Origin of the sequence: Marinobacterium lutimaris (assembly GCF_900108065.1) — a bacterium.
Classification (GTDB): domain Bacteria; phylum Pseudomonadota; class Gammaproteobacteria; order Pseudomonadales; family Balneatricaceae; genus Marinobacterium_D; species Marinobacterium_D lutimaris.
This window is the reverse complement of sequence record NZ_FNVQ01000001.1, coordinates 212,943-238,238: the sequence shown is the minus strand read 5'-3', so window position 1 is coordinate 238,238 and position 25,296 is coordinate 212,943. Positions and strand designations below refer to the sequence as shown.

Genomic DNA, 25,296 nt, shown 5'->3' with positions numbered 1-25,296 from the left:
AGTTTCAGGGAGCGATCATATTTTGAGTCTTAGAAGCCGCAACATTGGGCGTCTGCAATCGGGCCAGTTCGATGTATTGATTCTCGGCGGCGGCATCAACGGTGCCGTCTCTGCGGCGGCGTTGGCTGCTCGCGGTGCCCGCGTGGCCCTGATTGACCGGGGCGACTTTGCCGGAGAAACCAGTTCCAACAGTTCAAACCTGGCCTGGGGCGGCATCAAGTACCTGGAGAGCGGCGAGTATCTGCTGGTTAACAAACTCTGCCGCAGCCGTAACCAGTTAATGCGCGCCTACCCTTCCACCGTGCGTGAAATACGCTTTCTCGCCTCGGTGGAAAACGGCTTTCGCAAACCGCCCTGGATGCTCTATGCCGGCACCCTGCTCTACTGGCTGTTTGGCCGGGGCAAGACCCGGCTGCCGGAAATCATGGGGCCGAGCCGGCTGAAAGCTCGTGAGCCGGTCATCAACACGGCGGCTACCCAGGCCGGCGTGGAGTATTCAGACTGCTATCTGTATGACAATGATGCCCGCTTTACCTTCAACTTTATCCGCAGCGCCATGGATTACGACGCCAGCGCGGCCAACTACGTGGAATGCCAGGAACTGACCTGGACAGACGGTTTCTGGCACGCCAGGGCCCAGGACCTGGAGTCCGGCAATACACTGCAGATAAAAGCCAAAGCGGTAATCAACGCCTGCGGCCCCTGGGCCGACAAGATCAACCAGGGCAGCGGCCAGAACACCCGGCACCGGCACCTCTTCTCCAAGGGGATCCACCTGATCGTCGAGCGGCTTACCGACAGCAACCGCATCCTGACCTTCTTTGCCAGCGACGGCCGACTGTTTTTCGTCATCCCCATGGGGCCGAAAACCTGTATCGGCACCACCGATACCCAGGTGGAGAGCGCCGAGGCCCAGGTCTCTGAGGCCGACCGACAGTTCGTGCTCGATAACGCCAACGCCCTTCTCAACCTGCCACGACCGCTGACCCGGGAAGATATCATCGCCGAACGCTGCGGTGTGCGACCGCTGGCGGTCAGCAACGGTGAGGGCAAACAGGCGGACTGGGTCAAACTGTCACGCAAACACGCCATCGATGTGAACGAGCAACAGCGTCACCTGAGCATCTTCGGCGGCAAGCTGACCGACTGTATCAACGTGGGCGAAGAGATCTGCGAGATCATCAGCAAGCTGGATATCGACCTGCCCTACGCCCAGCGGATCTGGTACGGCGAACCCCACAAAAGCGTTTATGCGGAATATCTGCACCAGGCGCGGCTGATGAACCTGGATGGCATGACACCCGGCTCATCCAGCGAGAAACTCACCTCGCGCCTCTGGCGTCGTTATGGCGCCAGTTCACTGGAACTGCTCGAGGGAATACGGGAAAACCCGAGCTGGGGCGAGCTGTTGATCGACAACGCCGAGTACCTGCGCGGAGAGGTAGAGATGGCGGCGCGTCGGGAGATGGTCACCCGGCTGGACGACTTTCTGCGGCGCCGCTCCAAGATCGCTCAGGTAGTGCCCAAAGACGCTCTGCGCGACGCCCCCGGGCTGAGAGAAGCCTGTGTCATTTTGTTTGGCGACCGCGCGGAAGAGAAGCTGGCGGAGTATCTGCAAAGCCAGAGCTCCGAGCCTGCTTCCAAGCCAACCAATGCAGAGCCAAGCACTACAGAGCCAAACGGCTAAAGAGAACGCGAGCTGACCGCCGCGCGGCTGACCTGAGACACACTCATCAGCCGCTCGGCAAACTCCTCAAGCACGGCGATGCCGGAGCTTTTTGCATCCAGACACCAGTCATGCAGCGCCCGACTCAGCCGCTCGCTGGAACGTCCCGGCAGCGTCCAGACCTCCCGCAGCCGATGCTGATATTCATAAACCGTGGCCAGACGCGTACTCAGTGACAGCGACGAATCCACCCGTGAGCGCTGCGCCGCGTTGAGACGATGTTTCTCCCTCAGCAGCAGCCAGCGACTGCGACGCAGCAGTTCACGGGTAGCACGACTGCCCGCGCGCCGCTCCTGCTTAAGAATCGGCAGCACCACCTGGCGGGCATAAAGGCGCAGCAACTGGAGGCGATTAAGCGCACCATCAGGTGCCAGAGGAAGCTGCCTGATCATGCCGGCACTGCGTACCTCCGCCAGACGTAGAGCGGAGAGGCAACGGATATAGAACCAGCCGATATCGAACTCGAACCAGCGACAGGAAAGTCGTGCCGATGAAGGTGCCGCATGATGGTTGTTGTGCAGTTCTTCACCACCGATCAGAAGCCCCAGAGGGCTGATATTGCGCGACGCATCGCCGGTCTCGAAATTGCGATAGCCGAGGAAATGGCCGACGCCGTTAATAACCCCCGCCGCCCAGAACGGAATCCACACCATCTGCACCGCCCAGAGCGTAAGTCCGATGGCCCCGAAACAGAGAACATCGATCACCAGCATCAAGCTGATGCCCAGGTATGGAAAACGGCTGTACAGCTTGCGCTCGACCCAGTCATCCGGTGTGCCCTTGCCGTAGCGCGCCAGCAGCTCCGGATCATCCAGGGCGCCACGGTATAGCTCCGCCCCGCGCCAGAGCACGTTGGAGATGCCCTCCACCTGTGGACTGTGCGGATCCTCATCAGCATCGCAATGAGCATGGTGTTTGCGGTGGATTGCCACCCATTCGCGGGTGACCATACCGGTGGTCAGCCAGAGCCAGAAACGCATCAGGTGCGAAGGTACAGGATGCAGGGAGACCGAGCGATGTGCTTGGCTACGATGCAGGAAGACGGTCACGGAAACAATCGTCAGGTGGGTCAGCAGCAGAACGACCGCGATATAGCCCCACCAGGGCAGGTCAAAAAAGCCTGTCAGCATGGCAAACTCCGGTTTGGGAGGTTTACGAATCCACACCCACTGAAAAAGTAGGCGCGGCGGATCTCAACAGCAGTGTCTAAATCTTAGTCACCGCAACCGGAGTCTGTGTTCACTAATTGATCAAATTTCGGGTTTATCGATCCCCATGCGACGCAGCCTGCGTTTAAGCCTCAAGTTCTGGCCAAACACATTGATCATCAAACCCAGCAGAATCAGTACGATGCCGATGCCCTGCGACAGGCTCAACGACTCCCCCAGCACAATCCAGGCGGCAAGCAGCCCAACCACAGGAACAAGCAGTGTTAGCGGCGCCACGGTAGAGGCCGGGTAACGGCTCATCAGGAACGACCAGCAACCGTAGCCAAACAAGGTCGCGACCGTCGCCAGATAAACCAGAACTCCCACCGACTTCCAACCTACGCTGGCCAGGCTCTGCGAGATCATCTCCGGCCCCTCAAGCCACCAGGAGAGCAGGAAAAACGGGATCGGTGGAATGAGCGCTCCCCAGACCACCACACTCATCAGATTGACACCGTCCATCTGGCCAATGCGCCGGGTAACGATGTTCCCCAAGCCCCAACTGGCGGCGGCCGCAATTGTCAGCAAAAAGCCAACCAGAGTCATTTCGGTGGCTGGCGTGGCGCTGGCCAGAAACACCAGGCCGATGCTCGCTACCACCAGGGAGATCAGCTGTGGCAGATGCCAGCGTTCGCCGAGCAGAAGCAGCGCAAAAATCATGGTAAACAACATCTGCGACTGCAGCACCAATGAGGCCAACCCTGCCGGCATCCCCAGATGCATGGCGGTAAACAGCAGCGCAAACTGCCCGAAGCTGATAGTGAGGCCATACCCCAGAAGCCACTTCAACGGCATTTTCGGCGGCTTGATGAAGAATACCGCCGGGATGGCTACCACCAGAAAACGCAATCCGCCGAGCAGCATTGGCGTCAGCTCATCAAGACCAAAGCGGATAACAACGAAATTAAGCCCCCAGCCCAGCACAATCAGCAGCGCCAGGCCCCAATGCGAAATACTCAAAACAGCTCCGAACCGGCGCGCTACGCCGGGAAATGTCGATCGCTCCGTGACGGAGGTATCAGGCAGGGTAATGAATCAGGTTATGAAAGACCGCGGGTTCACGGCCAAGGTTGCGATAACCATGTGGACGGTCGGCGGCAAAGCGGATGGCGTCACCCTCAAGCAGCAGCTTCCAGCGCCCTTCGATCAGCAGTTCCATCTCGCCTCTAAGCAGCACCACATGCTCGATGACGCCGGGCGCATGCGGTTCAGAGCTGCGAGTATAGCCCGGCATCAGGGTCAGTTCGAACATTTCAAAACCCAGCGCTGCATCGTAGGGGAAGATGGTCGCCACCAGCATCTGATCCACGGCCGGCTGGTGGCGCAGCTCATCCGCCTGACGCACGCTTCCCTGATCCTCAATGTCTGGAGGCTCAAGAAAGTCCGACAAGGCGGCATTGAAACCGGTGGCGATCTTCCACAACGTGGCCACCGTCGGGCTCGACTCGCCGCGCTCTATCTGCCCCAGCATCGCCTTGCTGACGCCGGTGTTGCGGGAAGTCTGATCCAGACTCCATCCCTTGGCCTGGCGGCGCTGTTTAAGCACCTGCGCCAGGTACTGACCGGGTTCTTTCATGCCATCTCCTGCCAAAAGCGCACTGAATATATAAGCAATGACTAGTAAAACCATTGTGCGCTATAACGTCCGAGCGTATCCTTTGCGCATATTGTGCGCTATAGCGTCCGACATTTCCAAGCCAGCGGCGCTGAATAACCGTTCCCTGTCGCAAACATTAATAAGTCGCACAGATTAATAAACAGCCAAAAATCATCGACCGAAGCCATCAGCTCAACATATTGGTAAGCATCATGCGTTTTACGCCTAGCCTCTCTCATATTTCAGCCGGATTTGTCGCCGTACTGGTGGGCTACACCAGCTCCGCTGCCATCATCTTTCAGGCCGCATCCGCCGCGGGCGCCAGCGCCGCCGAGATCAGTTCATGGCTATGGGCCCTGGGTATCGGCATGGCACTCACCAGCGGGGGTCTGTCGCTCTATTTCAAAACGCCGGTACTCACCGCCTGGTCCACGCCGGGCGCTGCGCTGCTGGTCACTGGCCTTTCCGGCCTGAGCCTGAATGAGGCGGTGGGCGTGTTCCTGTTCAGCTCCGCGCTGATCACCCTGTGCGGTATCACCGGCTGGTTCGATCGCCTGATGAAACAGGTTCCCGCGCCTCTTGCGGCCGCCATGCTGGCGGGCGTGCTGTTCCAGTTCGGTCTGCAACTGTTCGGCGCCATGGAAACCCAGTTGCTGCTGGTAGGCACCATGCTGCTGACCTATCTGCTCGGCCGTATCCTGCTGCCACGTTATGTGATTCCGCTGACTCTGGCCATGGGTCTGCTGATCGCTGCGCTGCAGGGAATGCTCGAGGTAGAAACCCTGAGCTGGGAGCTGGCCCGTCCGATCTGGACCTGGCCGGAGTTTTCGGTGCCCGCCCTGATCGGCGTCGGCGTACCGCTGTTTATCGTCACCATGGCGTCACAGAACGTGCCCGGGTTGGCGGTACTGCGGGCCAACGGCTACGACACTCCTGCCTCACCGTTGATCACCAGTACCGGTCTGACCGGTCTGATCCTGGCGCCGCTGGGCGGCTTCGCTTTCAACCTGGCGGCGATCACTGCAGCGATCTGCATGGGCAAAGAGGCGGATCCAGATCCGAAACGACGTTACCTGGCATCCGCCTGGGCCGGCTTTTTCTACCTGCTGACCGGTATTTTCGGCGCCACGGTAGCCGCCCTGTTTGCGGCTTTTCCATCGCAGTTGGTGATGGCTATCGCGGGCCTAGCCCTGCTCGGCACCATCAGCAGCAGCCTGTCGGCGGCACTCAAGGACGACGAGGTGCGCGATGCCGCGCTGATTACATTCCTGGCCACGGCATCAGGTATGACCCTGGTGGGGGTCGGCAGCGCATTCTGGGGATTGGTTGCGGGGTTGGTGGCTTACCACCTGCCAAAGATCGTAGCGGCAACACGAACATAAGGCGGGTGATCGCGGCGGGGCGCCGCTCCTACGAAAAATAGCTGCGGCGGCACCCCAAACCGACTTACATTTTCAACCGTTCGCGGTCGGCGGCGATCAGCGGGTATTCGCTCTCATCACCGATGACGTTTTCATGCTCGGCGAACAGCGGTTTCGAGCGCATGTAACCCACCAGCAGACTCGCCACCGATTCCAGTGAGCCTATATGGGTGCGCTCCCAGCCATGGGAGGCATCCAGGGCAAAGCAGATCAGCGCGGTGCGGATATCGTTGCCCGCCTCCAGCGCCGAGGCGGCATCGCTGCGGTAGTAGAGGAACACATCGCGGCTGAACTCCACCTCTTCACGTTTGCAGATGTTGATCAGGTGCTGGGTCAACGGACGGTCAAATGGGCCGCTGGAATCCTGCATGGCGATGGTGACGCCGTACTCGCAGGTGTTCTGCTCCGGTGCGATGGTACCGTTATCGATGGAGACCATCTCGGCGATATCGCCATGCAACACGTGGGATGCGCCCACGCCCACCTCTTCCGAAATGGTGAACAGCAGGTGGCAGTCCAGCTCCGGCTTCACGTCCGCATCCATCATTGCCTTGGCCGCCGCGAGCATGCTGGCAACGCCAGCCTTGTCATCCAGATGACGGCCGTTGATATGTCCGCTCGGGCAGAACTCGGGCTTGGAGTCCACGGAGACAAAGTCGCCCACACGGACCCCCATATCCCAGAGCTGATCGATCTGATTCACCGGCTCATCGATACGGATTTCCAGGTTGGACCAGTCCGAGGGCTGCTCATCGACACCCTTATTGTAGGTATGACCCGAGGCTTTCAGTGGCAGGATAGTCCCGGTGTAGACCTGGCCGTTATCGCAATGCACCTTCACCCGTGCACCTTCGGCAAAGCGAGCATTCCAGTGGCCGATCGGCACCACGCGCAGGCGCCCTTCCCGTTTTAGCCCTTTTACCATGGCGCCCAGGGTATCCAGGTGCGCGGCGATGGCGCGGCGCGGGGAATCATTCTTGCCGGGGATAATGGCGCGGATCGCACCACGCCGGGTCAGCTCGTAACGGATATCCAGCTTTTCCAGCTCGCCACAAACGTAACGCACCGCATCGTCGGTCATGCCGGAGGGGCTGGGCGTCAGCAGCAGGTTCTTCAGCTGCTCCTTGAGGTATTCCTGATCAATTTGCAGTTTGGTCACTTATTGCTCCGTTCTTTCTGGCTGCGGGTGTGGGGAAAGAGTAGATCGACAAAGCACTCCACCGTGGGCTGCGGCTCATGGTTGGCCAGCCCCGGGCGCTCATTGGCTTCGATGATGGCGTAATCGGGCCCACTCACATCGGGCACCATGAAATCGAGTCCCACCACCGGGATTTCGATCGCTTTGGCAGCGCGAATGGCCGCCGACGAGAGGACCGGGTGCAGCTCGCCGGTCACATCATGAATAGTGCCTCCTGTATGAAGGTTAGCCGTGGTTCGCACCTGTAGCCACTCACCACGGGGCAGGATCTCATCGAGACTGTAACCGGCACGGGCCACACAGCGCTCGGTTTCAGCATCGAGCGGGATGGTGCTTTCGCCATCGGTAGCCGCCGCCCGGCGGCGGCTCAGACGTTCAATCAACTCGCCGATAGTCTGGTCGCCATCACCAATAATCTTCGGTGGACGACGCACCGCCGCGGCCACAACCTTGTAATCGATAACGATAATGCGCAGGTCTTCGCCTTTGACACACTGCTCCAGCAGCACCTTGTCGCAGTAGAACCGCGCCGCGTCCACAGCATCGCTGACCTCATCCAGGCTACTCAAACCCACCTGAATACCACGGCCCTGCTCGCCACGGGCGGGCTTGACCACCACCGAGTGATGACGCGATAGAAAGTTCTCGATCCCGGCTTCATCGCTGACCACCAGCTGCTCGGGCACGCGCAGCCCCTCTTTCTGCAGCAGGCGACGGGTGACCGCCTTGTCGTCGCAGCGGCTCATGGCGACGGCGGAGGTCATCTCGCTGAGGGATTCGCGACAGGTCACCCAGCGACCGCCCAGCGACAGGCGAAAAAAGCCACCTTCGGCATCCAGCACTTCAACACCAATACCGCGTCGGCGCGCTTCCTTGGTGATCAGGCGGGCATAGATGTTGAGCTCCTCTTCCGGGTCCTGGCCGATAAACAGCTTCTCGTTGATCGAGTTTTTGTGTTTAAGGCAGTAAACCGGCACCTGTTCAAAATTGAGCTTGTCATAGAGATGGATGGCGGCATGGTTATCGTGCATCACCGACAGATCCATGAACGCCCGGCCTCGGTCACGCATCAGCTCGATCAGCGCGCGCGAAAGCCACTCACCTACCGAGGAAATCTGCGCCTGGGGATCGCTGACCAGCGCCCAGAGGCTGCAGCCGTTATCCGGGTCGTTGATCGCTTCACGATGGTCAACGCCGGTGACCACACCGATGATTTCGCCGGAGGCTACCTCTTCAGCCACCAGCACCGTCAGCTCCGGCTTGTCCGGCAGCTTGGAGTAGAAGCCGTCATAGGCGGGCACCATATGCCGCGCCATATGCAGGCGGTTGATACGGCGCTGGTCATCCTGCGGAGTGATTTCGCGAATCCGCATCCCCTCGGGGAAGTCGTCGCGCTCCTGATAGTTGCTGAAGTCGAGGCGGTAGGTCAGCGACGGATCCATAAACAGATCCTGGGGCGCATAGGAGAGCACCACGTGCGGCTCACGCACATAAAGTGCAATATCGCGCCGTCCCTCGCGCTCCTTGCGCAGCAGCTGCGCCAGCTTCTGCGGATCGCGGAAGGTCTGGCCGAAGATCAGCCGGCCCCAACCGCAGTCCAGTGCCACCTCTTCGCGCATCTTTTCACCGGGCAGATCCAGCGGATCGCCCCAGTGTTTCAGCGACGCCATCACCGAGGGATCCATCGGGTTCTGCCGCTCTTTCTGTTGCGAGCTATCCTGTTCCGGTTTCTTGGTCACGGTCAGACTCCATGGGTCTGCAGCCACATCTCCAGCAGGGATACCTGCCAGAGCTTGGAACCACGCAGCGGTGTTATATGATCGCGGGGTGCATCCATCAGCTGGTCCAGATATTCCCGGCGGAATAGGCCACGCTGGCGGCAGGTGTCGCTGTCCAGGTAATCGCGCACAAACTCAAGGTAAGGCCCTTCGATATACTTCAGCGCTGGCACCGGGAAATAGCCCTTGGGCCGGTCGATCACCTCGTTGGGGATGATCCGCCGCGCCATCTCCTTAAGCACATACTTGCCGCTGTCTTTCACCTTCAGTTCGGCAGGAATGCGCCCTGCCAGTTCCACTACCTCGTGATCGAGGAACGGCACCCGTGCTTCCAGCCCCCAGGCCATGGTCATGTTATCGACACGTTTGACCGGGTCATCCACCAGCATCACGTTGGTATCGATATGCAACGCCTTATCAACCGGACGCGGGGCGCTGATCCCGGCAAAGTAGTTCTCTACGAATTGGCGTGAGTAGTTGTCGCCTACGAAGTCTGCGCTGATCGCCTCGGCGAACTCCTCTTCACTGCGATCGAAAAACGCCTTGCTGTAATCCTCCACCGCGTCTTCGCTATTCAGCATCGGTGGATACCAGTGGTAGCCGCCGAAGACTTCATCGGCCCCCTGGCCGCTCTGCACCACTTTCAGGTGTTTGGAGACCTCATGGGAGAGAAGGTAAAAGCCCACGTTGTCATAGCTCACCATCGGCTCAGACATGGCGCCGAAGGTTTCCGGCAGGGTTTCCAGCAGGCGGCTGGATGGCACCATGATCTGGTGATGCTCGGTGTTGTAGTGATTGGCAATGATGTCTGAGTATTTGAACTCGTCCCCCTTCTCGCCACCGGCGGCCTCAAAACCCACCGAGAAGGTGTTTAGCCCGGTCTGACCATGCTCTGCCAGCAGACCGACAATCAGGCTGGAATCCAGCCCACCAGAGAGCAGCACGCCCACCGGCACATCGGCCACGGCGCGACGTTCCACCGAACGGCGCATCACCTCGAGCAGTTCGTCCTCCCACTCCCGCTGGGTCTTGCCCTCGTCGGCCTTGTCCTTCGGCCCCATGGTCTGGGTCCAGTAACGGGTATCCTTGAAGGAGCCATCCGCCTCGATCACCCGGTAGGTGGCCGGCGGCAACTTACGTACGCCTTTCAGCAGGGTGTAGGGCGGCGGTACCACGGCGTGCCACTGCATATAGTGGTGCAGCGCTACCGGGTCGATCTCGGTATCGACGCCACCGGCGGCCAGCAGTGCCGGCAGCGAGGAGGCGAAGCGCAGCTTGCCTTCCTGCTCGGAGTAATAAAACGGTTTGATACCGAAGCGGTCCCGCGCCATCACCACACGGCCGGTGTCACGGTTATGGATGGCAAAGGCAAACATGCCGTTGAAGCGGCTGACACAGTCAGGTCCCCAGGCGTGAAACGCCTTCAGGATCACCTCGGAATCACCGCTTGAAAAGAAACGGTAGCCACGCGCCTGAAGCTCTTCGCGCAGTTCCTTGTAGTTGTAGATACAGCCGTTGAATACCAGGGTCAGGCCCAGGTCCGGGTCATGCATCGGCTGCTGAGCATGGTCCGACAGATCGATAATTTTCAGGCGGCGATGGCCAAAAACGAAGTTCTTCTGGGAATAGATACCGCCCGCATCGGGCCCTCTGGGACGTAGTTTCTCCGCCATCCGTTCAACGGCGGTAACCGACGGCGTACCGCCGTCAAAAATGATCTCTCCACAAATTCCGCACATAGGCTTATGTAGTTCCTTAACAGCGCATGGGGTAAAGGTCGCGACGCTCCCGACGTACTCTCAGGGAACGGGATGAAGATAAAGCGACAGAATTAAGAACTGAGCGGGGGCCCGGGTCGGCAACGACCCAAGAAAAGGGGTTCAGCCGAACCCGCGTTGGCACAGAGGCAAAGACTATCTTGCCGGGGCTCAGGCCCTTGAGGCCTGAGTGCGTTGTACTGAACACCCTGCCCTACCCATCAAGAAGTGATGCCTTTTACCCTAGCAAAGCCAGCACCGCACCACAAACGGGCGCCAAGATATAAGTATTTGTTTTAAAAGATTTGATTATTACGACCTAAAAACCTTTAAAGCCATTCAATCTGAAGGTCTAACTCTGGTCGCCGGTGCAGTACACTCGAGTAACACTCAACCGGCTGAAAAGAAGGGACACCATGAAACTGATCGGATCCACCACCTCCCCCTATGTACGCCGCATCCGCCTGCTGCTGGCCGCCACGGGTCAGGCATACGAGTTTGTCGATCTGAACATCTACGGTGAAGATCGCGATGAGCTGCGCAAACAGAATCCGGCGCTGAAGATCCCGGTGCTTCATGATGGCGACGACGTGATTTACGATTCGCGGGTGATCTTCCGCTACCTGGCAGCAAAGCTGGGCCTGCCTGCGCTGAGCTGGAAGGAAGAGAACCAGCTCACGGTGATAGATGCGGTCAACGACTCCATGGTCACACTGCTGCTGTCGCAGCGTTCGGGCCTGGATACCAACGAAGACCGGCTGCTGTTTAATCTGCAGAAAGAGAGGGTGACCCTGTCGCTCCAGGCGCTGGAAGGCCTGGTGCAGGATGGCCTGTTCAAACAGTGGGATTATCGCGCGATCTGTCTTTTCACCGCGCTGGACTGGGGGCTATTCCGTGACACCCTGGTGCTGGAAGATACGCCCGCTCTGGTGAGCTGGCTGTCTGAACAGCAGGAACGGCCGGATGTGATTCCGACCGATCCGCGTCTGGTCTGACCGGAGCGCTCAGCGGCGCCGGCCAGACCGATCAGTAAGTGACGCGCAGCGTACTGCCGCTGCCCAATACCCTTACCCGGTCGCCGGCACGGAAGAAGTTCTGGTTCTCGACTTCCTGCACCACGGAGGTCAACTGGCCGTTATCCATGCGCAGGGTAATCTCCTGCCCCTGGGTACGGCTGGTTGATTCCTCGATACGCTGACCGACGATACCACCGGCCACGGCGCCCAGCACCGAAGTAATCACGGAGCCACGCCCACCGCCAATGGTGCTACCGGCCACGCCGCCAACAATCGCACCGGCGCCACCGCCGACCACACCGTCAGTGCGGCCTTCTATCACCACCGGACGCACCGATTCAACCACCGCATACTGCACATTCTGCGCACGCTGCACTTCACTGCGGCTGTAAGCATCACCGGTCAGGCTCTGCTGCGCACAGCCGCCCAGCGCCGCTGTCAGCACCAGCAGTAACGCCGGGGCTTTCAAACTTGTTACTCGTTTCATCATTGTCCTACCTGTATTGCACCTCGGGGCGCTTATTTCCTGTCCCGCTCCGCCTGTTCCAGACTTAACGGATACGCAGTATCCACTGGCAGATCAGCGCCCATACCGTTTCCCGAACCTTGCGGTACCAGGGACGCTTCTCCCATTCTACCGCATCGACCTCGACACTATCGCCGAAATCGGTTTCGAATAACTGTTCGACCTCGCGGGTAAAGCCGGGTTCACAGACCTCGATATTGGCCTCCAGGTTCCAGCGCAGATTCCAGTGGTCCAGGTTGCACGAGCCGACGGAAACCCGCTCGTCGAACAGCGCCACCTTGGCGTGCAACATACGCGGCTGGTATTCGTAGATGCGCACACCGGCATTAAGCAGACGGCGGTAGAAACGCTTGGAGGCGTAGTAGATCCAGCGATGATCGGTGAGCGGACCTGCCACCAGCAGGCGTACATCCAGCCCCTGCCGGGCTGCCCGCCGCAGGGACCGACGCAGGGAAAACGACGGCAGGAAATAAGCGGTACAGATCCAGACTCGCTCTTTCGCGCGAGCGGTGCATTTCAGTGTACTGATTTTAATACTCTGGTTGGCCAGCCCCGCGGTACTTAGCAAACGAACCTGGGCCGCGCCAATCCCGCTCTGCGGCGACAGCTCTGGCCCAAGACCAATGTGTTCTGCCGTAACACGCCACCAGAGATGCCGGAACAGTACCGCCATATCGTGAACCACCGGGCCTTCCACCCGACACATCAATTCATGCCAGGGCGTTTCCGGCTTGCGCGGCTGATCGATAGCGTAATCATCGGTAAGCCCGGCGCCACCAATAAAGGCGCAACGCCTGTCGACTACCAGCAGTTTGCGGTGATCACGGGCAAAATTGCGGCTCCATTTGCTAAAGGCGACCGGGTTATAGAAGCCAAGCTGAATACCCGCATCCTTCAGGCGCTGCCGGTCCTCGCTTACCAGCCCCCGCGCGCCGTAGTGATCGAGCAACAGGAAGACTTTAACACCCCGGCCGACGGCCTCGGCCAGAGCAGCGATAAAGCGATTCATGACAATGCCGCTTGAGCAGAGGTACATCTCCAGCATCACCGATTGCTGCGCCGACTGGATCGCGTAGATCATCTCGGGAAAAAAGTGCTCACCGTCGACAAACAGCTCGACGCTGTTGCCGTCACGCCAGCCGAAACGCGGCCTCCCTGCGCGTATTCTGCTCATACCGCTCACTCAGTGCTGCCTCGCTCCATACAGCCTTGCGTACAGTCCCTGTTGGTCAAGCAGCTCCTCATGGCTTCCCTCCTCGCTGATTTCACCGCCGTCAAACACATACACCCGATCCGCCTGACGCACGGCACTGAGCCGGTGCGCGACAATGATCGTTGTACGACCGCGTAGAAAATCTTCGAGTGCAGTATGCAGCGCATGTTCCGTTTCCGTGTCCAAAGCCGAGGTTGCCTCGTCCAGAATCACCACGCTCGGGTCGCTTAAAACCATCCGCGCCACCGCCAGGCGCTGCCGCTGACCACCGGAAAGGCGGACACCCTGACGGCCGATCACCGTATCCAGGCCGCCGCCCAGCTGTTCAACAAATCCCTTCAGCTGCGCCACTCCCAGCGCCTGCCAAAGCTGGTCATCTTCATATTCTCGGCCCATGGCCAGGTTTTCACGCACGCTGCCGTTAAACAGCGCCGGTGCCTGCAGCACCGTGGCCACATGCTCCCGCACCCGATCCAGACCGATCTGGGTCACCGGCACGCCATCGAAGCGCACCTCGCCCTTTTGCGGCGGATACAGCCCCAGCAGCACCTGCACCAGGGTAGATTTGCCGCCGCCACTGGCACCCACCAGGGCGATTTTCTCTCCGGCCTCTATCTTCAGGCTGATGCCGCGCAGCACCTCCTGACCTTCGATATAGCTGAAGTGGATATCGTCCAGTTCGATACCCACCCGCTTGTGGTCTGCAAACGGATCTTTCAGGTGCGGATAGGCCGGCTCCAGATTCAGATCCATCAACCGGTTAACACGGGCCAATGCAGCGCGGGCCCCGAACCAGGCGTATTGGATGCCCAGCACCTCCTGCACCGGCCCCATCATGAACCAGAGGTAACCGAACACCGCCATCATCTCGCCGATGCTGAGATCGGAGAACACCACCATCAGCATTGACGCGGCGCGGAACACATCCACACCGACCAGAAACAGCATAAAGCTGAGGCGGTTGGTGGCATCGGACTGCCATTCAAACGCGGTGGAGTGATCTCTCACCTCGCGGGCCCTGTCGGTCAGGCGCACCAGGTAGTGACGCTCGCGGTTGCCGGCGCGGATCTGCTGGATTGCGTCCAAGGTTTCGGTGAGCGCGCCCTGAAACACCTCAAAGGCGCGGTTCTCACGTTTTTTCAGCAGCTTCACCCGCTTGCCGATCGACATGGTCAGATAGATCACCAACGGGTTCAGGAACAGGATGAACAGCGCCAGCTGCCAGTGCATCCAGAGCAGAATCACGGCGGTGCCGAGAATCGACAGCAACGCCACCAGCAGGCGGCTCACCGAGGTACCGACAAAGCGATCCACGGTATCCAGGTCGGTCACAAAGTGAGACGCCACCGCGCCGCTGCCGAGGGTTTCGTATTCGTTCATGGAGATCTTCTGCAACCGCTGCAGCAGGTTCGAACGGATACGGAAGATCACATCCTTGGAGATGATCGTAAACTGCCGCGTCTGCCAGACGTTGAGCCCCAACGCCAGCAGCCTGAGCACGACGGTCAGCAACAGCACCGCGCCGATATAGAGATAGGGCCCGTGCCAGCTTTCCGGCACCAGCGGGTTAACGAAACCCACCATCGGCCCCGGCTGATTGAGCAGCACCTCATCCACCAGCAGCGGCATCAGCAGCGGCAAGGGCACCGACACCACCGTGGCCAGAATCGCGATGAGGTTGGCCAGCACCAGCTCGCGGCGGTGCTCCAGGCCGATATTCAGAATGTAGCGCCAGTCATAGTGGCCGCTCTTTTCACTGCTCAAGAGAGAGTCCTTCTGCCTCGCTGTCACCCTGCGTCTCCAACAACCAATTGATAAAATGCCGCTTGGCGTTCACCGCTTCCTGCGGATGTGGCTCTACCAGAAAGTAACCGCCCGGCGTGGTCACCGTAAACTGCCGCAGCGCCACCAGCAGGTCACGCTCGATCAGACCATCCACCAGCGTGCCCCAGCCCAGCGCCACGCCCTGCCCGGCCAGTGCCGCCTGCATCAACAGGATATAGTTATCCATGGTCAACACCGGCACGGCTTCCGCCGCGCTCACAGCGTGATGCGACATGAAGCGCTCCCAGGAGAGCCAGCCGGCGCCCATCTCATCGTGCAGATCCAGCAGCGGCAGGCGCGCCAGCGCGGTACCATCGACGCTGGCCGGATCGCTGACCAGGCTGGAATGACAAACCGGGAACACCTCTTCGGCAAACAGACGCGTAGCGGAGCCACCCGGTTGCTGACTGGCAAACCCGATAATCACATCCAGATCCTGCTCATCCATATCGAAGGGGTGCTGGGTCGTCAAAATGCGCACATCCACTTCCGGATGGCGTTGACGAAACTCGGGCAGTTTCGGCATCAGCCAGTAGGATGCCAGGGCGAAATCGGTGGCCACATTCAGCTTCTGGTGCAGGCGCCGGTGCTGCAGACGCTCCAGGGTTCCGGCAATGCCCTGCAACCCCTGCTCTACCGCCTTGAACAGCTCCTGGCCATCCGGCGTCAGCTCAACACCGCGATAGATACGGTTGAACAGCACTAACGCCAACTGAGACTCCAGCGCGCGGATCTGCTGACTAACCGCAGACTGGGTCGTGCCCAGCTCGCGCGCGGCGCCGGTAAAACTGAGATGCCGCGCCGCCGATTCAAAGATCAGCAGGCTTTGCAGCGAGGGCAGTCGATCGCAAAGTAACATTAGCCAGCCTAATTCCAACCATCAGTTTTCAGTCAGTTTACACCCTGCCAGCCCTATGAAAAGCTAAGTTCACCGGTGCGCACCGATCAACCAGGCTAATCCCACCCCGTTCGGGGTCTCACCATGAATACAGGTTTTTATGTCCGCAAGCACAGATTCCCAGGGGCTCCGCCACGCCAATAGCGGCAACCAGGCCCAACCCAATATCCTTTTCATCATGGCGGATCAGCTGGCCGCGCCGACGCTATCCTTTCTCGGCGGCAATACCGCCAAAACGCCTAACCTGGATCGCCTGGCGGCGGAGGGCGTGGTGTTTGAATCCGCCTACTGCAACAGCCCGCTCTGCACGCCGAGCCGCTATGTGCTGATGACCGGCCAGCTGCCCACACGCATCGGCGCCTGGGACAACGCCGCGGACTTCCCGGCCGACTACCCGACCTACGCCCATTACCTGCGCCTGCGGGGCTACAAAACCGCCCTATCCGGCAAGATGCACTTTTGCGGCCCGGACCAGTTGCACGGGTTTGAACAGCGTCTGACCACCGATATCTATCCGGCGGATTACGGCTGGTTTGTCGACTGGGAAAACTTCGACACCCGCCCAAGCTACTATCACAACATGTCGTCGGTGACCCAGGCGGGCCCGGTGCTGCGCAGCAACCAGCTCGACTTCGATGACGAGGTAATTTTTCAGGCCCAGCGCTACCTCTACGACCGCGCCCGCAGCAACGATGACCAGCCGTTCTGCCTGACCGTTTCCATGACTCATCCGCACGACCCCTACGCCACTCCACCGGAATACTGGGATCGTTACACGGATAAAGAGATCGATCTGCCCAGCGTGAATATCGCCGATGCCGATCAGGACCCGCACTCTGCCCGTTTGCTGCACGTGTACCAGAAAGATGAGAAGCAGATCAGCGAACAGCAGATCCGTAACGCCCGTCGCGCCTATTACGGCAACACCAGCTACGTGGATGACCAGATCGGCAAACTGATGAAGATCCTGCAGCAGACAGGCCTTGCCGATAACACCATCGTGGTGTTTTCAGGCGATCACGGCGACATGCTCGGCGAGCGCGGCCTCTGGTACAAAATGAGCTATTTCGAGTGGTCCGCGCGGGTGCCGATGCTGGTCTGGTCGCCCAAGCGATTTACCCCGAAACGGGTCAGCCAGTCGGTCTCCACCATTGACCTTTTGCCCACCTTTGTTGACTTGGCGGGCCTCAGCGGTCAGTCTTTTACCCCCATCGAATACGCCATGCCGATCGATGGCCGCAGCCTGATGCCACATCTCAGGGGTGAAAACGGCCATGATGAAGTGATCGGTGAGTACACCGGCGAGGGCGTGGTAGCGCCCCTGTTCATGATCCGGCGTGGCGACTTCAAATATGTGTGCTGCAAGGGAGATCCGGACCAGTTGTTTAATCTGGCGGAAGACCCAAAAGAGCTGAACAACCTCGCGGATAACCCCGCTTTTGCCGATACGCTGGAAGCGTTCCGGCGAGAGTCTGCACAGCGCTGGGACAGCGACGCCATCACCGAGCGCGTGCTGGTCAGCCAGCGCCGCCGCAAGCTGATTGCCCGAGCCCACAAGCAGGGTGTCGAACCGGCCTGGGACCACCAGCCGTTTACCGACGCCAGCCGCAGCTACATGCGCAACAACATCGATCTGGACGACCTGGAGTACAACGCGCGCTTCCCTCGTCCCAACGCTAACGAACAAAAGGACGCTACATGAGACAGTCTCTATTCAAGCTGAACACCCTAAGCCTGGCCACCACTCTGGGCCTTGGCCTGCTATCCGGCGGCGCACTGGCTGCCCAGGACCCGGAAAGCTGTCGCGATGTCAGCATGTCAGGGCCTGGCTGGACCGATATCGCTGCCACTAACGCGGTCACCAGCACCCTGCTGCTGGGCCTGGGTTACACCCCCAAGGTGGATACGCTGGCGGTGCCGATCGGCTTTGAAGGACTGAAAAGTGGCGAAGTGGACCTGTTCCTCGGCAACTGGATGCCGGCACAGAAAGACTTCTTTGCAAAATATGAAGACTCCGTCGACGTTATCGGCACCAACCTAGAGGGTGCCAAGTTCACCCTGGCCGTGCCCAAATACGTCTATGACGCCGGCGTCACCGACTTTGCCGACCTGGCCAAGTTTGCCGACGAGTTCCGCGAAAAGATCTACGGCATTGAGCCCGGTTCCGCCAGTAACGAGATGCTGATGAACATGGTTGAAAGCGGCGACTTTGGCCTCGAAGGCTGGAGCGTGGTCGAGTCCGGCGAGCAGGGCACCCTGAGCCAGGTGCGCCGCGCCGTGCGCCGTGAACAGTTCATCGTGTTCCTCGGCTGGGAGCCGCACCCGATGAACAACACCCTGGAAATGGAGTACCTCACTGGCGGCGACGACTACTTCGGTCCCAACTTCGGCGGCGCCACCGTGCGTACACTGACCCGCACAGGCTACAGCGAAGAGTGCGGCAACGTGGGTCAGTTGCTCACCAACCTGAGCTTCAACCTGGAGATGGAAAACGAAATCATGGGCTACATCCTTGATGACGGCATGTCCGACAATGACGCCGCGCGCAAGTGGCTGAGCGAAAATCCGGAGGCGATCAAGCCCTGGCTGGAAAACGTCACCACCCTGTCCGGCGAACCGGGCCTGGCTGCGGTTGAAGCCAGCCTGGCGCAGAAGTAAGCGCTGGCACGTACATTCCCCGGCACCGTCGCGTGCCGGGGTTTCTGTTTGAAGAGTCCCCTGTACTAAAATCAAAAAGTACGGGAAAAGAGTACACTTCCGCTATAACAGTCCTAGAACCCATCATTGATCTTTTGGCCGGAGTCCGGGCTTGATCGAATACTTCAAATGGCGCCATCACCTTGGCAAACAACAGCTGCGTGACGATCTCAGCGCCGGCATCACCGGCGCGATCATCGCCCTGCCGCAGTGTGTTGCCTACGCGCTGATCGCCGGCATGCCGCCGGAAACGGGCCTCTACTCTGCCATCATTATCACCGCGCTGGCGGCGATTCTGGGTTCCTCCTGGCATATGATCACCGGCCCCGCGGCGGCCGTCTCCATCGTGCTCATGAGTATCGTCAGCGAAATGGCGGAACCCGGCAGCGCCGAGTTTATCTCCACCATGCTGACGCTGACGCTGCTGACCGGCTTGATACAGCTATTGTTGGGTCTGCTGCGGATCGGCTCGCTGGTAAACTTTATCTCCCACACGGTAGTAATCGGCTTTACCGCCGGAGCCTCGATTCTGATCGCCGCCAGCCAGTTTAAATACCTGCTTGGTGTCGAACTGCCAGGCGGGCTCAACCTGTTTGAAACCTTCCAGCAGCTCTGGCTCGCCCTGCCCGATGCGCATATCTCGTCGCTGATAGTCGGCGCGGCCACGCTGCTCAGCGCCATTATTATCCGCCGTATCCATAGACGTCTGCCGCATCTGCTACTGGCTTTGGTCATCGGATCGCTCTGCGGCTGGCTGCTCGGTGGCGAGGAGAACGGTATAGAAACCGTGGGTGCCCTCCCCTCTGGGCTGCCGCTGCCCGCGCTGCCGGAGATGGGTTTATCCAGCATCAGCACCCTGGCTTCCGGTGCCTTTGCACTGGCGCTGCTGGGGCTGATAGAGGCGGTCAGCATCGCCCGCGCCATCGCCCTGCGTTCGCACCAGCAGATCGACGGCAACCGCGAATTTATCGGCCAGGGAATCGCCAACAGTGTCGGCAGCTTCTTCTCCTGCTTTGCAGGCTCCGGCTCATTCACCCGCTCTGGCGCCAACTACGATGCCGGCGCCGTGACGCCGCTGGCGGCGATTACCAATGCGCTGATCGTGGCAGTGATTCTGATCTCATTCCCCAGCATCACCCAGTGGCTGCCGATGTCCGCCATGGCGGGCACCATTCTGCTGATCGCCTGGAACCTGATCGACCGTCACCATATCGCTCAGATCCTGAAGATCAGCCGCCAGGAGAGTATCGTCCTGCTGGCGACATTCGCTGCCACCCTGCTGATCGACCCGGTATTTTCGATCTACGTGGGCGTATTCCTGTCGATCGCCTTTTATCTGCGCCGCACCTCGCGGCCGTCGGTGATCCCGGTGGCGCCGCTGCAGAACACGCCGCGCCGCAGTATCCGCAATATCAAGCGCCACCAGCTGCGTGAATGCCCGCAGTTCCAGATCATCCGTATCGATGGCTCCATGTTTTTTGGCTGCGTCGAGCATATCCAGATCCACCTGAGGCAGCTTGCGGAGCAAAGCATCGGCCCACCGAGGATTCTGATTCTCGGAAAGGGGATCAACTTTATCGATGTATCGGCGTTCGAGATGCTGATTCAGGAAGCAGAGCTGATTGAAAAGCGCGGCGGCCAGCTGATGTTCTGCGCCTTCAAGGGCGTGCTGCTGGATGACCTGGAGCGCACCGGACTGCTGGGCCGAATCGGCGCGGCTCGCTTCTTCGGCAGTCCGAAAGAGGCGATCGCCAGTGTGGTGCCTGAACTGGACCGGGAGATCTGCGACCACTGCACGGCAAGGATTTTCAGGGAGTGCCCACCGGCGCCCGATTCACTGGAGAAAATCCCTGCCGTGGATTGCTCGATAGAAGATGGATTGGAAGAAGACAGATAGCCAAACAAAAGAAACCCGCCATACTGGATCGCAGTCGGCGGGCTTCGAAAAGTTACCCAGCGGTGTCCGAAACCTTGGGTTAGTTGTCGTGCTAAAGCCTTCACACTATCCTCTTCCTACTGTCACAGGGCATTGATAACGATCAAGCCCGGGAGGAAAGATGAACACACAAGCCACCGCCCAACTACACCTCACCGACCTGCCGATCGGTGCGCTGACGCTGACCGCCAGCGATGAAGCCCTGACCGGCGTGGAGTTTGGCCGCGTTGAACATGTATCTCTGGATCATGTGCCTAACGATGTGTTGCTGGAAGCGGCGCACCAGCTCAGCGAGTACTTCGCTGGCAAACGACAGACCTTTGACCTTCCACTGTCGCCCGAGGGCACCGAGTTTCAGCGCGAGGTCTGGCAGGCACTGCAGGCGATCCCCTTCGGTGAAACCCGCAGCTACGGTGAACTGGCCAACAGCCTCGGTAAACCACGCGCCGCCCGTGCGGTAGGCCTGGCCAATAACCGCAACCCGCTGGCGATACTGATCCCCTGCCACCGCGTGATCGGTGCCGATGGCGCCCTCACCGGCTACGCTGGCGGTTTGCTGATCAAACAGGCCCTGCTTGACCTGGAAAGTAGTCGATCATAATAGCGGCCAACCTTGAAAGCAGACGCTGCTGAACACTTGTCCGAGTAGCCCTTTGCAGGTAGTTTATGCAGCCCCAATGGCGCCGGGCGCTAGCTCCCGGCCCTGCCAGATACCCAGAATAACGGCACGAACGGATGACCATGGAATCACTGACTCTCTCTCCGCTGAAACACGCCTCCGGCGAAGTGCAACTGCCGGGCTCTAAAAGCCTGTCCAACCGCATTCTGCTGCTGGCCGCCCTGTCCGAGGGAGAAACCCGGGTCACCAACCTGCTCGACAGCGATGACGTGCGGCATATGCTCAACGCCCTGACTAAGCTGGGCGTCAGTTACGAGCTGGCCGAAGACCGCCGCAGCTGCACCGTGCAGGGCGTTGCAGGTCCGTTCAAGGCCGATGCCGCCGAGCTGTTCCTGGGCAACGCCGGCACCGCTATGCGCCCGCTCACCGCTGCGCTTTGCCTCGGTAACGGCGAGTTTGAACTGACCGGCGAGCCGCGCATGTACGAGCGCCCGATCCAGGACCTGGTCGATGCCCTGCGTCCGCTCGGCGCCGATGTCGAATACCTGGGTGATGAAGGCTACCCGCCGATGAAGATCAAGGCTTCTGGCCTGAACGGCGGCGAAGTCAGCATCAAGGGCAACATCTCCAGCCAGTTCCTCACCGCATTGCTGATGGCGGCGCCGCTGGCCAAGGATGACCTGACTATCGTCGTTGATGGCGAACTGGTCTCCAAACCCTACATCGATATCACCCTGCACAGCATGAAGCTGTTCGGCGTTGAGGTGATCAACGACAACTACCAGCGCTTTATCGTTAAAGCCGGCCAGAGCTACCGCTCACCGGGCGAAGTGATGGTGGAAGGCGATGCCTCCTCTGCCTCCTACTTCCTGGCGGCTGCCGCCATCGCTGGCGGTACCATCCGCGTATATGGCGTTGGCTCCGACAGCGTACAGGGCGACAAGGCGTTCGCCGAAGTGCTCGGCAAGATGGGTGCACAGGTCAGCTACGGGCCAACCTGGGTGGAAGTCACCAAGGGCGAACTGAACGGCGTGGATCTGGACCTGAACGCCATCCCCGATGCGGCCATGACCATCGCCACTACCGCCCTGTTCGCCAAAGGCCCCACAGCGATCCGCAACGTGTACAACTGGCGCGTCAAGGAAACCGATCGTTTGGCCGCCATGGCCACCGAGCTGCGTAAAGTCGGTGCCGAAGTGGTCGAAGGCGAAGACTTTATCGAGATCACCCCGCCGGCCGAGATCACCAGTGCGGCCATCGACACCTACGATGACCACCGCATGGCGATGTGCTTCTCCCTGGCCGCTTTCGGTAACGCTCCGATCACCATCAACGACCCGGGCTGCACCCGCAAGACCTTCCCCGAATACTTCGACCTGTTCAAACAGGTCACCGGCTGATCGCCAGCGATCCAACCAAATCGTGCTGAATAAGGGCTCCTTGATGGGGCCCTTATTCTTTCTACAAAACGGCTTCTACCGAACAGCTTAGACAGAAGCCAGAGCAATCCCCTCGCCTCTCCCGAAGCTCTTCTCGTGCCACCGGCATAAAGCCAACTTTGCGGGTAATCACTCATTACACTAAGTTTAATTCGGTTACGGTTGGCGCTATGAGGCGTGGATTCTGCCCTTGCTTCACATCGCTGACCCACAACTGAACGGGCCGATCAATTAGACAGCCCGATAACTTGCACGGCTTCCAGGCGCCAGCGCTTGGCCGCCACGAGGTTGCCAATATGACTACGGTAATAGCTATTCATGAAGTGGACGATGTTGCCCACTGGCTAAGCTCCCCCAAACGGGACGAGTTTCTGGCGAGTCACGGAATGACTGCGAAAACCTTTGTCAGCCCAAACGGCGGTAACAAAGTAGGACTTGTTATAGAAAACGTGTCCAGCGTCGCCGCGCTTACCGAAGCCCTGCAAGGGGATGATGCCGCGGCCGCAATGAAGTACGACGGTGTCCGCCCGGCAACGGTTGAGCTCTTCGAAGCCTCCTAAGCCCGGTACCCAACCGGCTTGATCCAACAGCCGTGCTCCCGCCCCTAGCCATAAAATTTATAGAAATCGATAAAACGGGAAGCACGGCAGCATCAACAGACAATCGGGCCGTTTGTACGGAGAACGCTAACCATGTCTGACCAGGAAGCTGCCGAGCAACGGGCACTGGAACAGGAAAAGCTCAGGGAAGAGATCAAACAGCTGCGCGCCGCTGGGCGAACCAAATGGATCACCCCCGCTGCACTGGCGACACTTCTGCCGCTGCTGGCAGGTTTCGGCCTCTGGATCGCAGGCGAAATCAAACAGTACAACCAAGCTTATATCGCCCTGGCCGATCGTGACCGGTTGCAAGCTCAAAAGGAGCAGTTACAGGATCAGAAAGATAGCCTGAACCTGGAGGTTCAAACCCTGCTGCAGCTTAAAACCCACTATGCAGCGGAAGCCGAGCGGCTGCGCCGGGACACCGCAGCCAAGCAGGCGACCATCGACCACACCTACCTTCGCGGTGTATACACCCGCGCAGAAACGCTCTATTCGCTGAACCATATTGATGGTTGGGGCCCGGCGATAGAGATCAATCAGCTGCGCCAGCAACTGGCAAGGCAACCACTGGCTGATGAGCTGTCAGTGACGCTAAACGATCTTCTGGAACGCTATGAATTCGCCCTGCAAGTGGTCGATACTTCCCGCAATATTCTTAAAGAGTTCGACCAGACTTCTGCCCTGATGCCTGCATCGGAATGGACCAAGGAGCTACGCCCCATGCCCAGCGGCGCGTTTAGCCCTGGCCGCAATATCATGGTAGAAAGTTATGAAAAGACGCCGCGCTACTATGATGTTGATGAGGGTAGGTTTCTCACGGAGGAAGAGACCGGTTCTTTCAAGCGGTAGAGCCTATATTGCCCGGAGTATCCTGTCTACTCGTGCTAATCCGCCCTTCTACCTACTATAGCCTCACCCAACACCTGCCCCATAAAGACATGTAAAGCTTGTGCCTTCGTACAAAAAGAACCAAACTGGCTCCCGCGTCCTACAGGAAGTAGACGCATAAACACCAAAGCAAACGATCCCAAGGGACTGATACATGGATAGTTGGGCTTCATTGACCTCTCCTACAGCTAATCATCCAGCTGAGCTTGGCCACATCACTACAGCGAACACTTCAGCAACTGCCCAGTCTGCTACCTGTTTAGAAACATCGCTACGCGATGAAATACCTTTTCTTCAATTCAGAACGAAACCACCTATTTTTTATCTCTTTTATATCAGTAGCTTATAAAACGCTACGGTAAGATATGAAAATTAAAAGGTATACCCGCTAATAATTATTATGAGGTCGTAGACCTCATTAACAGACTGTTAGCTGCACAAGGCTTGTTAAAGGAGTTAGAGATGTCCGAAGAGTCGCCAGAAAATACCGAACAACTTGGTGCTATCAATAAAAAAATCGTAGCCGAAGGAGAAGAACTCCCGGCGGTAACTCTCAAGGACGGCAGCAGGGTACAAACAGGCACTGTGGCAACAATGCTGCGTAACGTCGCCTTATACAACTCAGGCGAGCGCGGCAAAGTCGAAGAAGAATTAGAAACTGCGGTGCCAACGTTGATTAAAGTCGGACTTTTCGAATTATTCTCTCTGGATGAATGGATTAGTGGGTCAAATCCTGGGCGCAGTTTCGTTGGGCAGTCTGCGAAAAAATACTTGGCAAAGAAAAGCTAACAGATCGCTGCAGTTGACCGCCCAAAGCGCTGCCGCGCTTTGGGTTTCCTCTGCAGCCTTCGGCTGCTCCGGCGGCAACCGAGCTTCGGCGTTAGATGACCGAGTTACCCACGAACAGTAGACACCTTCTATAGTTAGGTTTACGCCTGACGGGGAGGTGTAAG

General features: G+C 59.0%; 21 protein-coding genes. 11 read left to right on the top strand and 10 right to left on the bottom strand.

Annotated features, from left to right (window positions below; genetic code table 11):
* The first annotated feature begins 22 nt into the window (after positions 1-22).
* Positions 23-1,687 carry a glycerol-3-phosphate dehydrogenase/oxidase gene (locus tag C4S72_RS01135; protein WP_200826637.1) on the top strand — a complete coding sequence of 555 codons (1,665 nt, stop codon included), beginning with the start codon at positions 23-25 and terminating at the stop codon, positions 1,685-1,687.
* Here C4S72_RS01135 and C4S72_RS01130 read toward each other — a convergent pair.
* The 3 genes from C4S72_RS01130 to C4S72_RS01120 all read right to left on the bottom strand — a co-directional run bounded on the left by C4S72_RS01130 (position 1,684) and on the right by C4S72_RS01120 (position 4,510).
* Positions 1,684-2,856, bottom strand: coding sequence for a DesA family fatty acid desaturase (locus tag C4S72_RS01130; RefSeq protein ID WP_104001247.1), 1,173 nt, complete (start codon positions 2,854-2,856; stop codon positions 1,684-1,686). The genes C4S72_RS01135 and C4S72_RS01130 overlap by 4 nt on opposite strands.
* A 120-nt stretch (positions 2,857-2,976) precedes the next feature.
* Positions 2,977-3,894 (bottom strand): EamA family transporter, encoded by a 918-nt coding sequence (locus tag C4S72_RS01125; protein ID WP_104001246.1) that lies wholly within the window; start codon positions 3,892-3,894, stop codon positions 2,977-2,979.
* Between the two features lie 58 nt (positions 3,895-3,952).
* Positions 3,953-4,510 carry a helix-turn-helix domain-containing protein gene (locus C4S72_RS01120; RefSeq protein ID WP_104001245.1) on the bottom strand — a complete coding sequence of 186 codons (558 nt, stop codon included), beginning with the start codon at positions 4,508-4,510 and terminating at the stop codon, positions 3,953-3,955.
* 233 nt (positions 4,511-4,743) lie between these two features.
* Between C4S72_RS01120 and C4S72_RS01115 the strand changes: the two genes are divergently transcribed.
* Entirely contained in the window at positions 4,744-5,913 is a 1,170-nt protein-coding gene (locus C4S72_RS01115) for a benzoate/H(+) symporter BenE family transporter (RefSeq protein WP_104001244.1), read from the top strand.
* Positions 5,914-5,977: 64 nt separating this feature from the next.
* Here the strand turns inward: C4S72_RS01115 and C4S72_RS01110 are convergent, their stop codons facing one another.
* Genes C4S72_RS01110 through C4S72_RS01100 form a run of 3 tightly spaced genes read right to left on the bottom strand, consistent with a single transcriptional unit; the run spans position 5,978 to position 10,667 of the window.
* A complete protein-coding gene (locus tag C4S72_RS01110) occupies positions 5,978-7,111 on the bottom strand; it encodes an osmoprotectant NAGGN system M42 family peptidase (RefSeq protein ID WP_104001243.1) in 1,134 nt (377 codons plus the stop codon).
* Positions 7,108-8,889 carry an N-acetylglutaminylglutamine synthetase gene (ngg, locus tag C4S72_RS01105; protein WP_200826636.1) on the bottom strand — a complete coding sequence of 594 codons (1,782 nt, stop codon included), beginning with the start codon at positions 8,887-8,889 and terminating at the stop codon, positions 7,108-7,110. The genes C4S72_RS01110 and ngg overlap by 4 nt, the downstream gene beginning before the upstream one ends.
* Positions 8,890-8,891: 2 nt before the next feature.
* The gene (locus tag C4S72_RS01100; protein WP_104001242.1) at positions 8,892-10,667 is read right to left on the bottom strand and encodes an N-acetylglutaminylglutamine amidotransferase; all 1,776 of its coding nucleotides are present in this window, start codon (positions 10,665-10,667) and stop codon (positions 8,892-8,894) included.
* 434 nt (positions 10,668-11,101) lie between these two features.
* Here C4S72_RS01100 and C4S72_RS01095 point away from each other — a divergent pair, with 434 nt between their 5' ends.
* Positions 11,102-11,680: a glutathione S-transferase family protein gene (locus C4S72_RS01095; protein WP_104001241.1), complete on the top strand. Its 579-nt coding sequence runs from the start codon at positions 11,102-11,104 to the stop codon at positions 11,678-11,680.
* A gap of 31 nt (positions 11,681-11,711) precedes the next feature.
* Here C4S72_RS01095 and C4S72_RS01090 read toward each other — a convergent pair whose 3' ends face one another.
* The 4 genes from C4S72_RS01090 to C4S72_RS01075 form a co-directional block, all read right to left on the bottom strand.
* The gene (locus C4S72_RS01090; RefSeq protein WP_104002994.1) at positions 11,712-12,188 is read right to left on the bottom strand and encodes an outer membrane lipoprotein; all 477 of its coding nucleotides are present in this window, start codon (positions 12,186-12,188) and stop codon (positions 11,712-11,714) included.
* A gap of 64 nt (positions 12,189-12,252) precedes the next feature.
* On the bottom strand, positions 12,253-13,401 hold the full coding sequence (locus C4S72_RS01085) for a phospholipase D-like domain-containing protein (protein ID WP_104002993.1): 1,149 nt from the start codon (positions 13,399-13,401) through the stop codon (positions 12,253-12,255).
* 9 nt (positions 13,402-13,410) lie between these two features.
* Positions 13,411-15,204 (bottom strand): ABC transporter ATP-binding protein, encoded by a 1,794-nt coding sequence (locus C4S72_RS01080; protein WP_235009008.1) that lies wholly within the window; start codon positions 15,202-15,204, stop codon positions 13,411-13,413.
* Positions 15,194-16,123, bottom strand: a complete 930-nt coding sequence (locus tag C4S72_RS01075) for a LysR substrate-binding domain-containing protein (RefSeq protein ID WP_104001240.1) — start codon at positions 16,121-16,123, stop codon at positions 15,194-15,196. Before C4S72_RS01075 ends, C4S72_RS01080 begins: the two co-directional genes overlap by 11 nt.
* Positions 16,124-16,262: 139 nt before the next feature.
* Here C4S72_RS01075 and betC point away from each other — a divergent pair, with 139 nt between their 5' ends.
* From betC to C4S72_RS01035, 8 genes are all read left to right on the top strand, one after another.
* Positions 16,263-17,864: a choline-sulfatase gene (betC, locus tag C4S72_RS01070; protein WP_104001239.1), complete on the top strand. Its 1,602-nt coding sequence runs from the start codon at positions 16,263-16,265 to the stop codon at positions 17,862-17,864.
* Complete coding sequence (locus tag C4S72_RS01065) at positions 17,861-18,820, top strand: choline ABC transporter substrate-binding protein (protein WP_104001238.1); 960 nt, start codon at positions 17,861-17,863, stop codon at positions 18,818-18,820. The genes betC and C4S72_RS01065 overlap by 4 nt, the downstream gene beginning before the upstream one ends.
* A gap of 151 nt (positions 18,821-18,971) precedes the next feature.
* Entirely contained in the window at positions 18,972-20,756 is a 1,785-nt protein-coding gene (locus C4S72_RS01060; protein ID WP_104001237.1) for a SulP family inorganic anion transporter, read from the top strand.
* A gap of 160 nt (positions 20,757-20,916) precedes the next feature.
* Entirely contained in the window at positions 20,917-21,396 is a 480-nt protein-coding gene (locus C4S72_RS01055) for a methylated-DNA--[protein]-cysteine S-methyltransferase (protein ID WP_104001236.1), read from the top strand.
* 140 nt (positions 21,397-21,536) lie between these two features.
* Complete coding sequence (gene aroA / locus C4S72_RS01050) at positions 21,537-22,814, top strand: 3-phosphoshikimate 1-carboxyvinyltransferase (protein WP_104001235.1); 1,278 nt, start codon at positions 21,537-21,539, stop codon at positions 22,812-22,814.
* A gap of 335 nt (positions 22,815-23,149) precedes the next feature.
* Positions 23,150-23,413, top strand: coding sequence for a hypothetical protein (locus C4S72_RS01045; RefSeq protein ID WP_104001234.1), 264 nt, complete (start codon positions 23,150-23,152; stop codon positions 23,411-23,413).
* A 132-nt stretch (positions 23,414-23,545) separates the two neighbouring features.
* On the top strand, positions 23,546-24,304 hold the full coding sequence (locus C4S72_RS01040; protein WP_104001233.1) for a hypothetical protein: 759 nt from the start codon (positions 23,546-23,548) through the stop codon (positions 24,302-24,304).
* 501 nt (positions 24,305-24,805) lie between these two features.
* Entirely contained in the window at positions 24,806-25,132 is a 327-nt protein-coding gene (locus tag C4S72_RS01035; RefSeq protein ID WP_104001232.1) for a DUF7709 family protein, read from the top strand.
* The last annotated feature ends 164 nt before the right edge of the window (positions 25,133-25,296 follow it).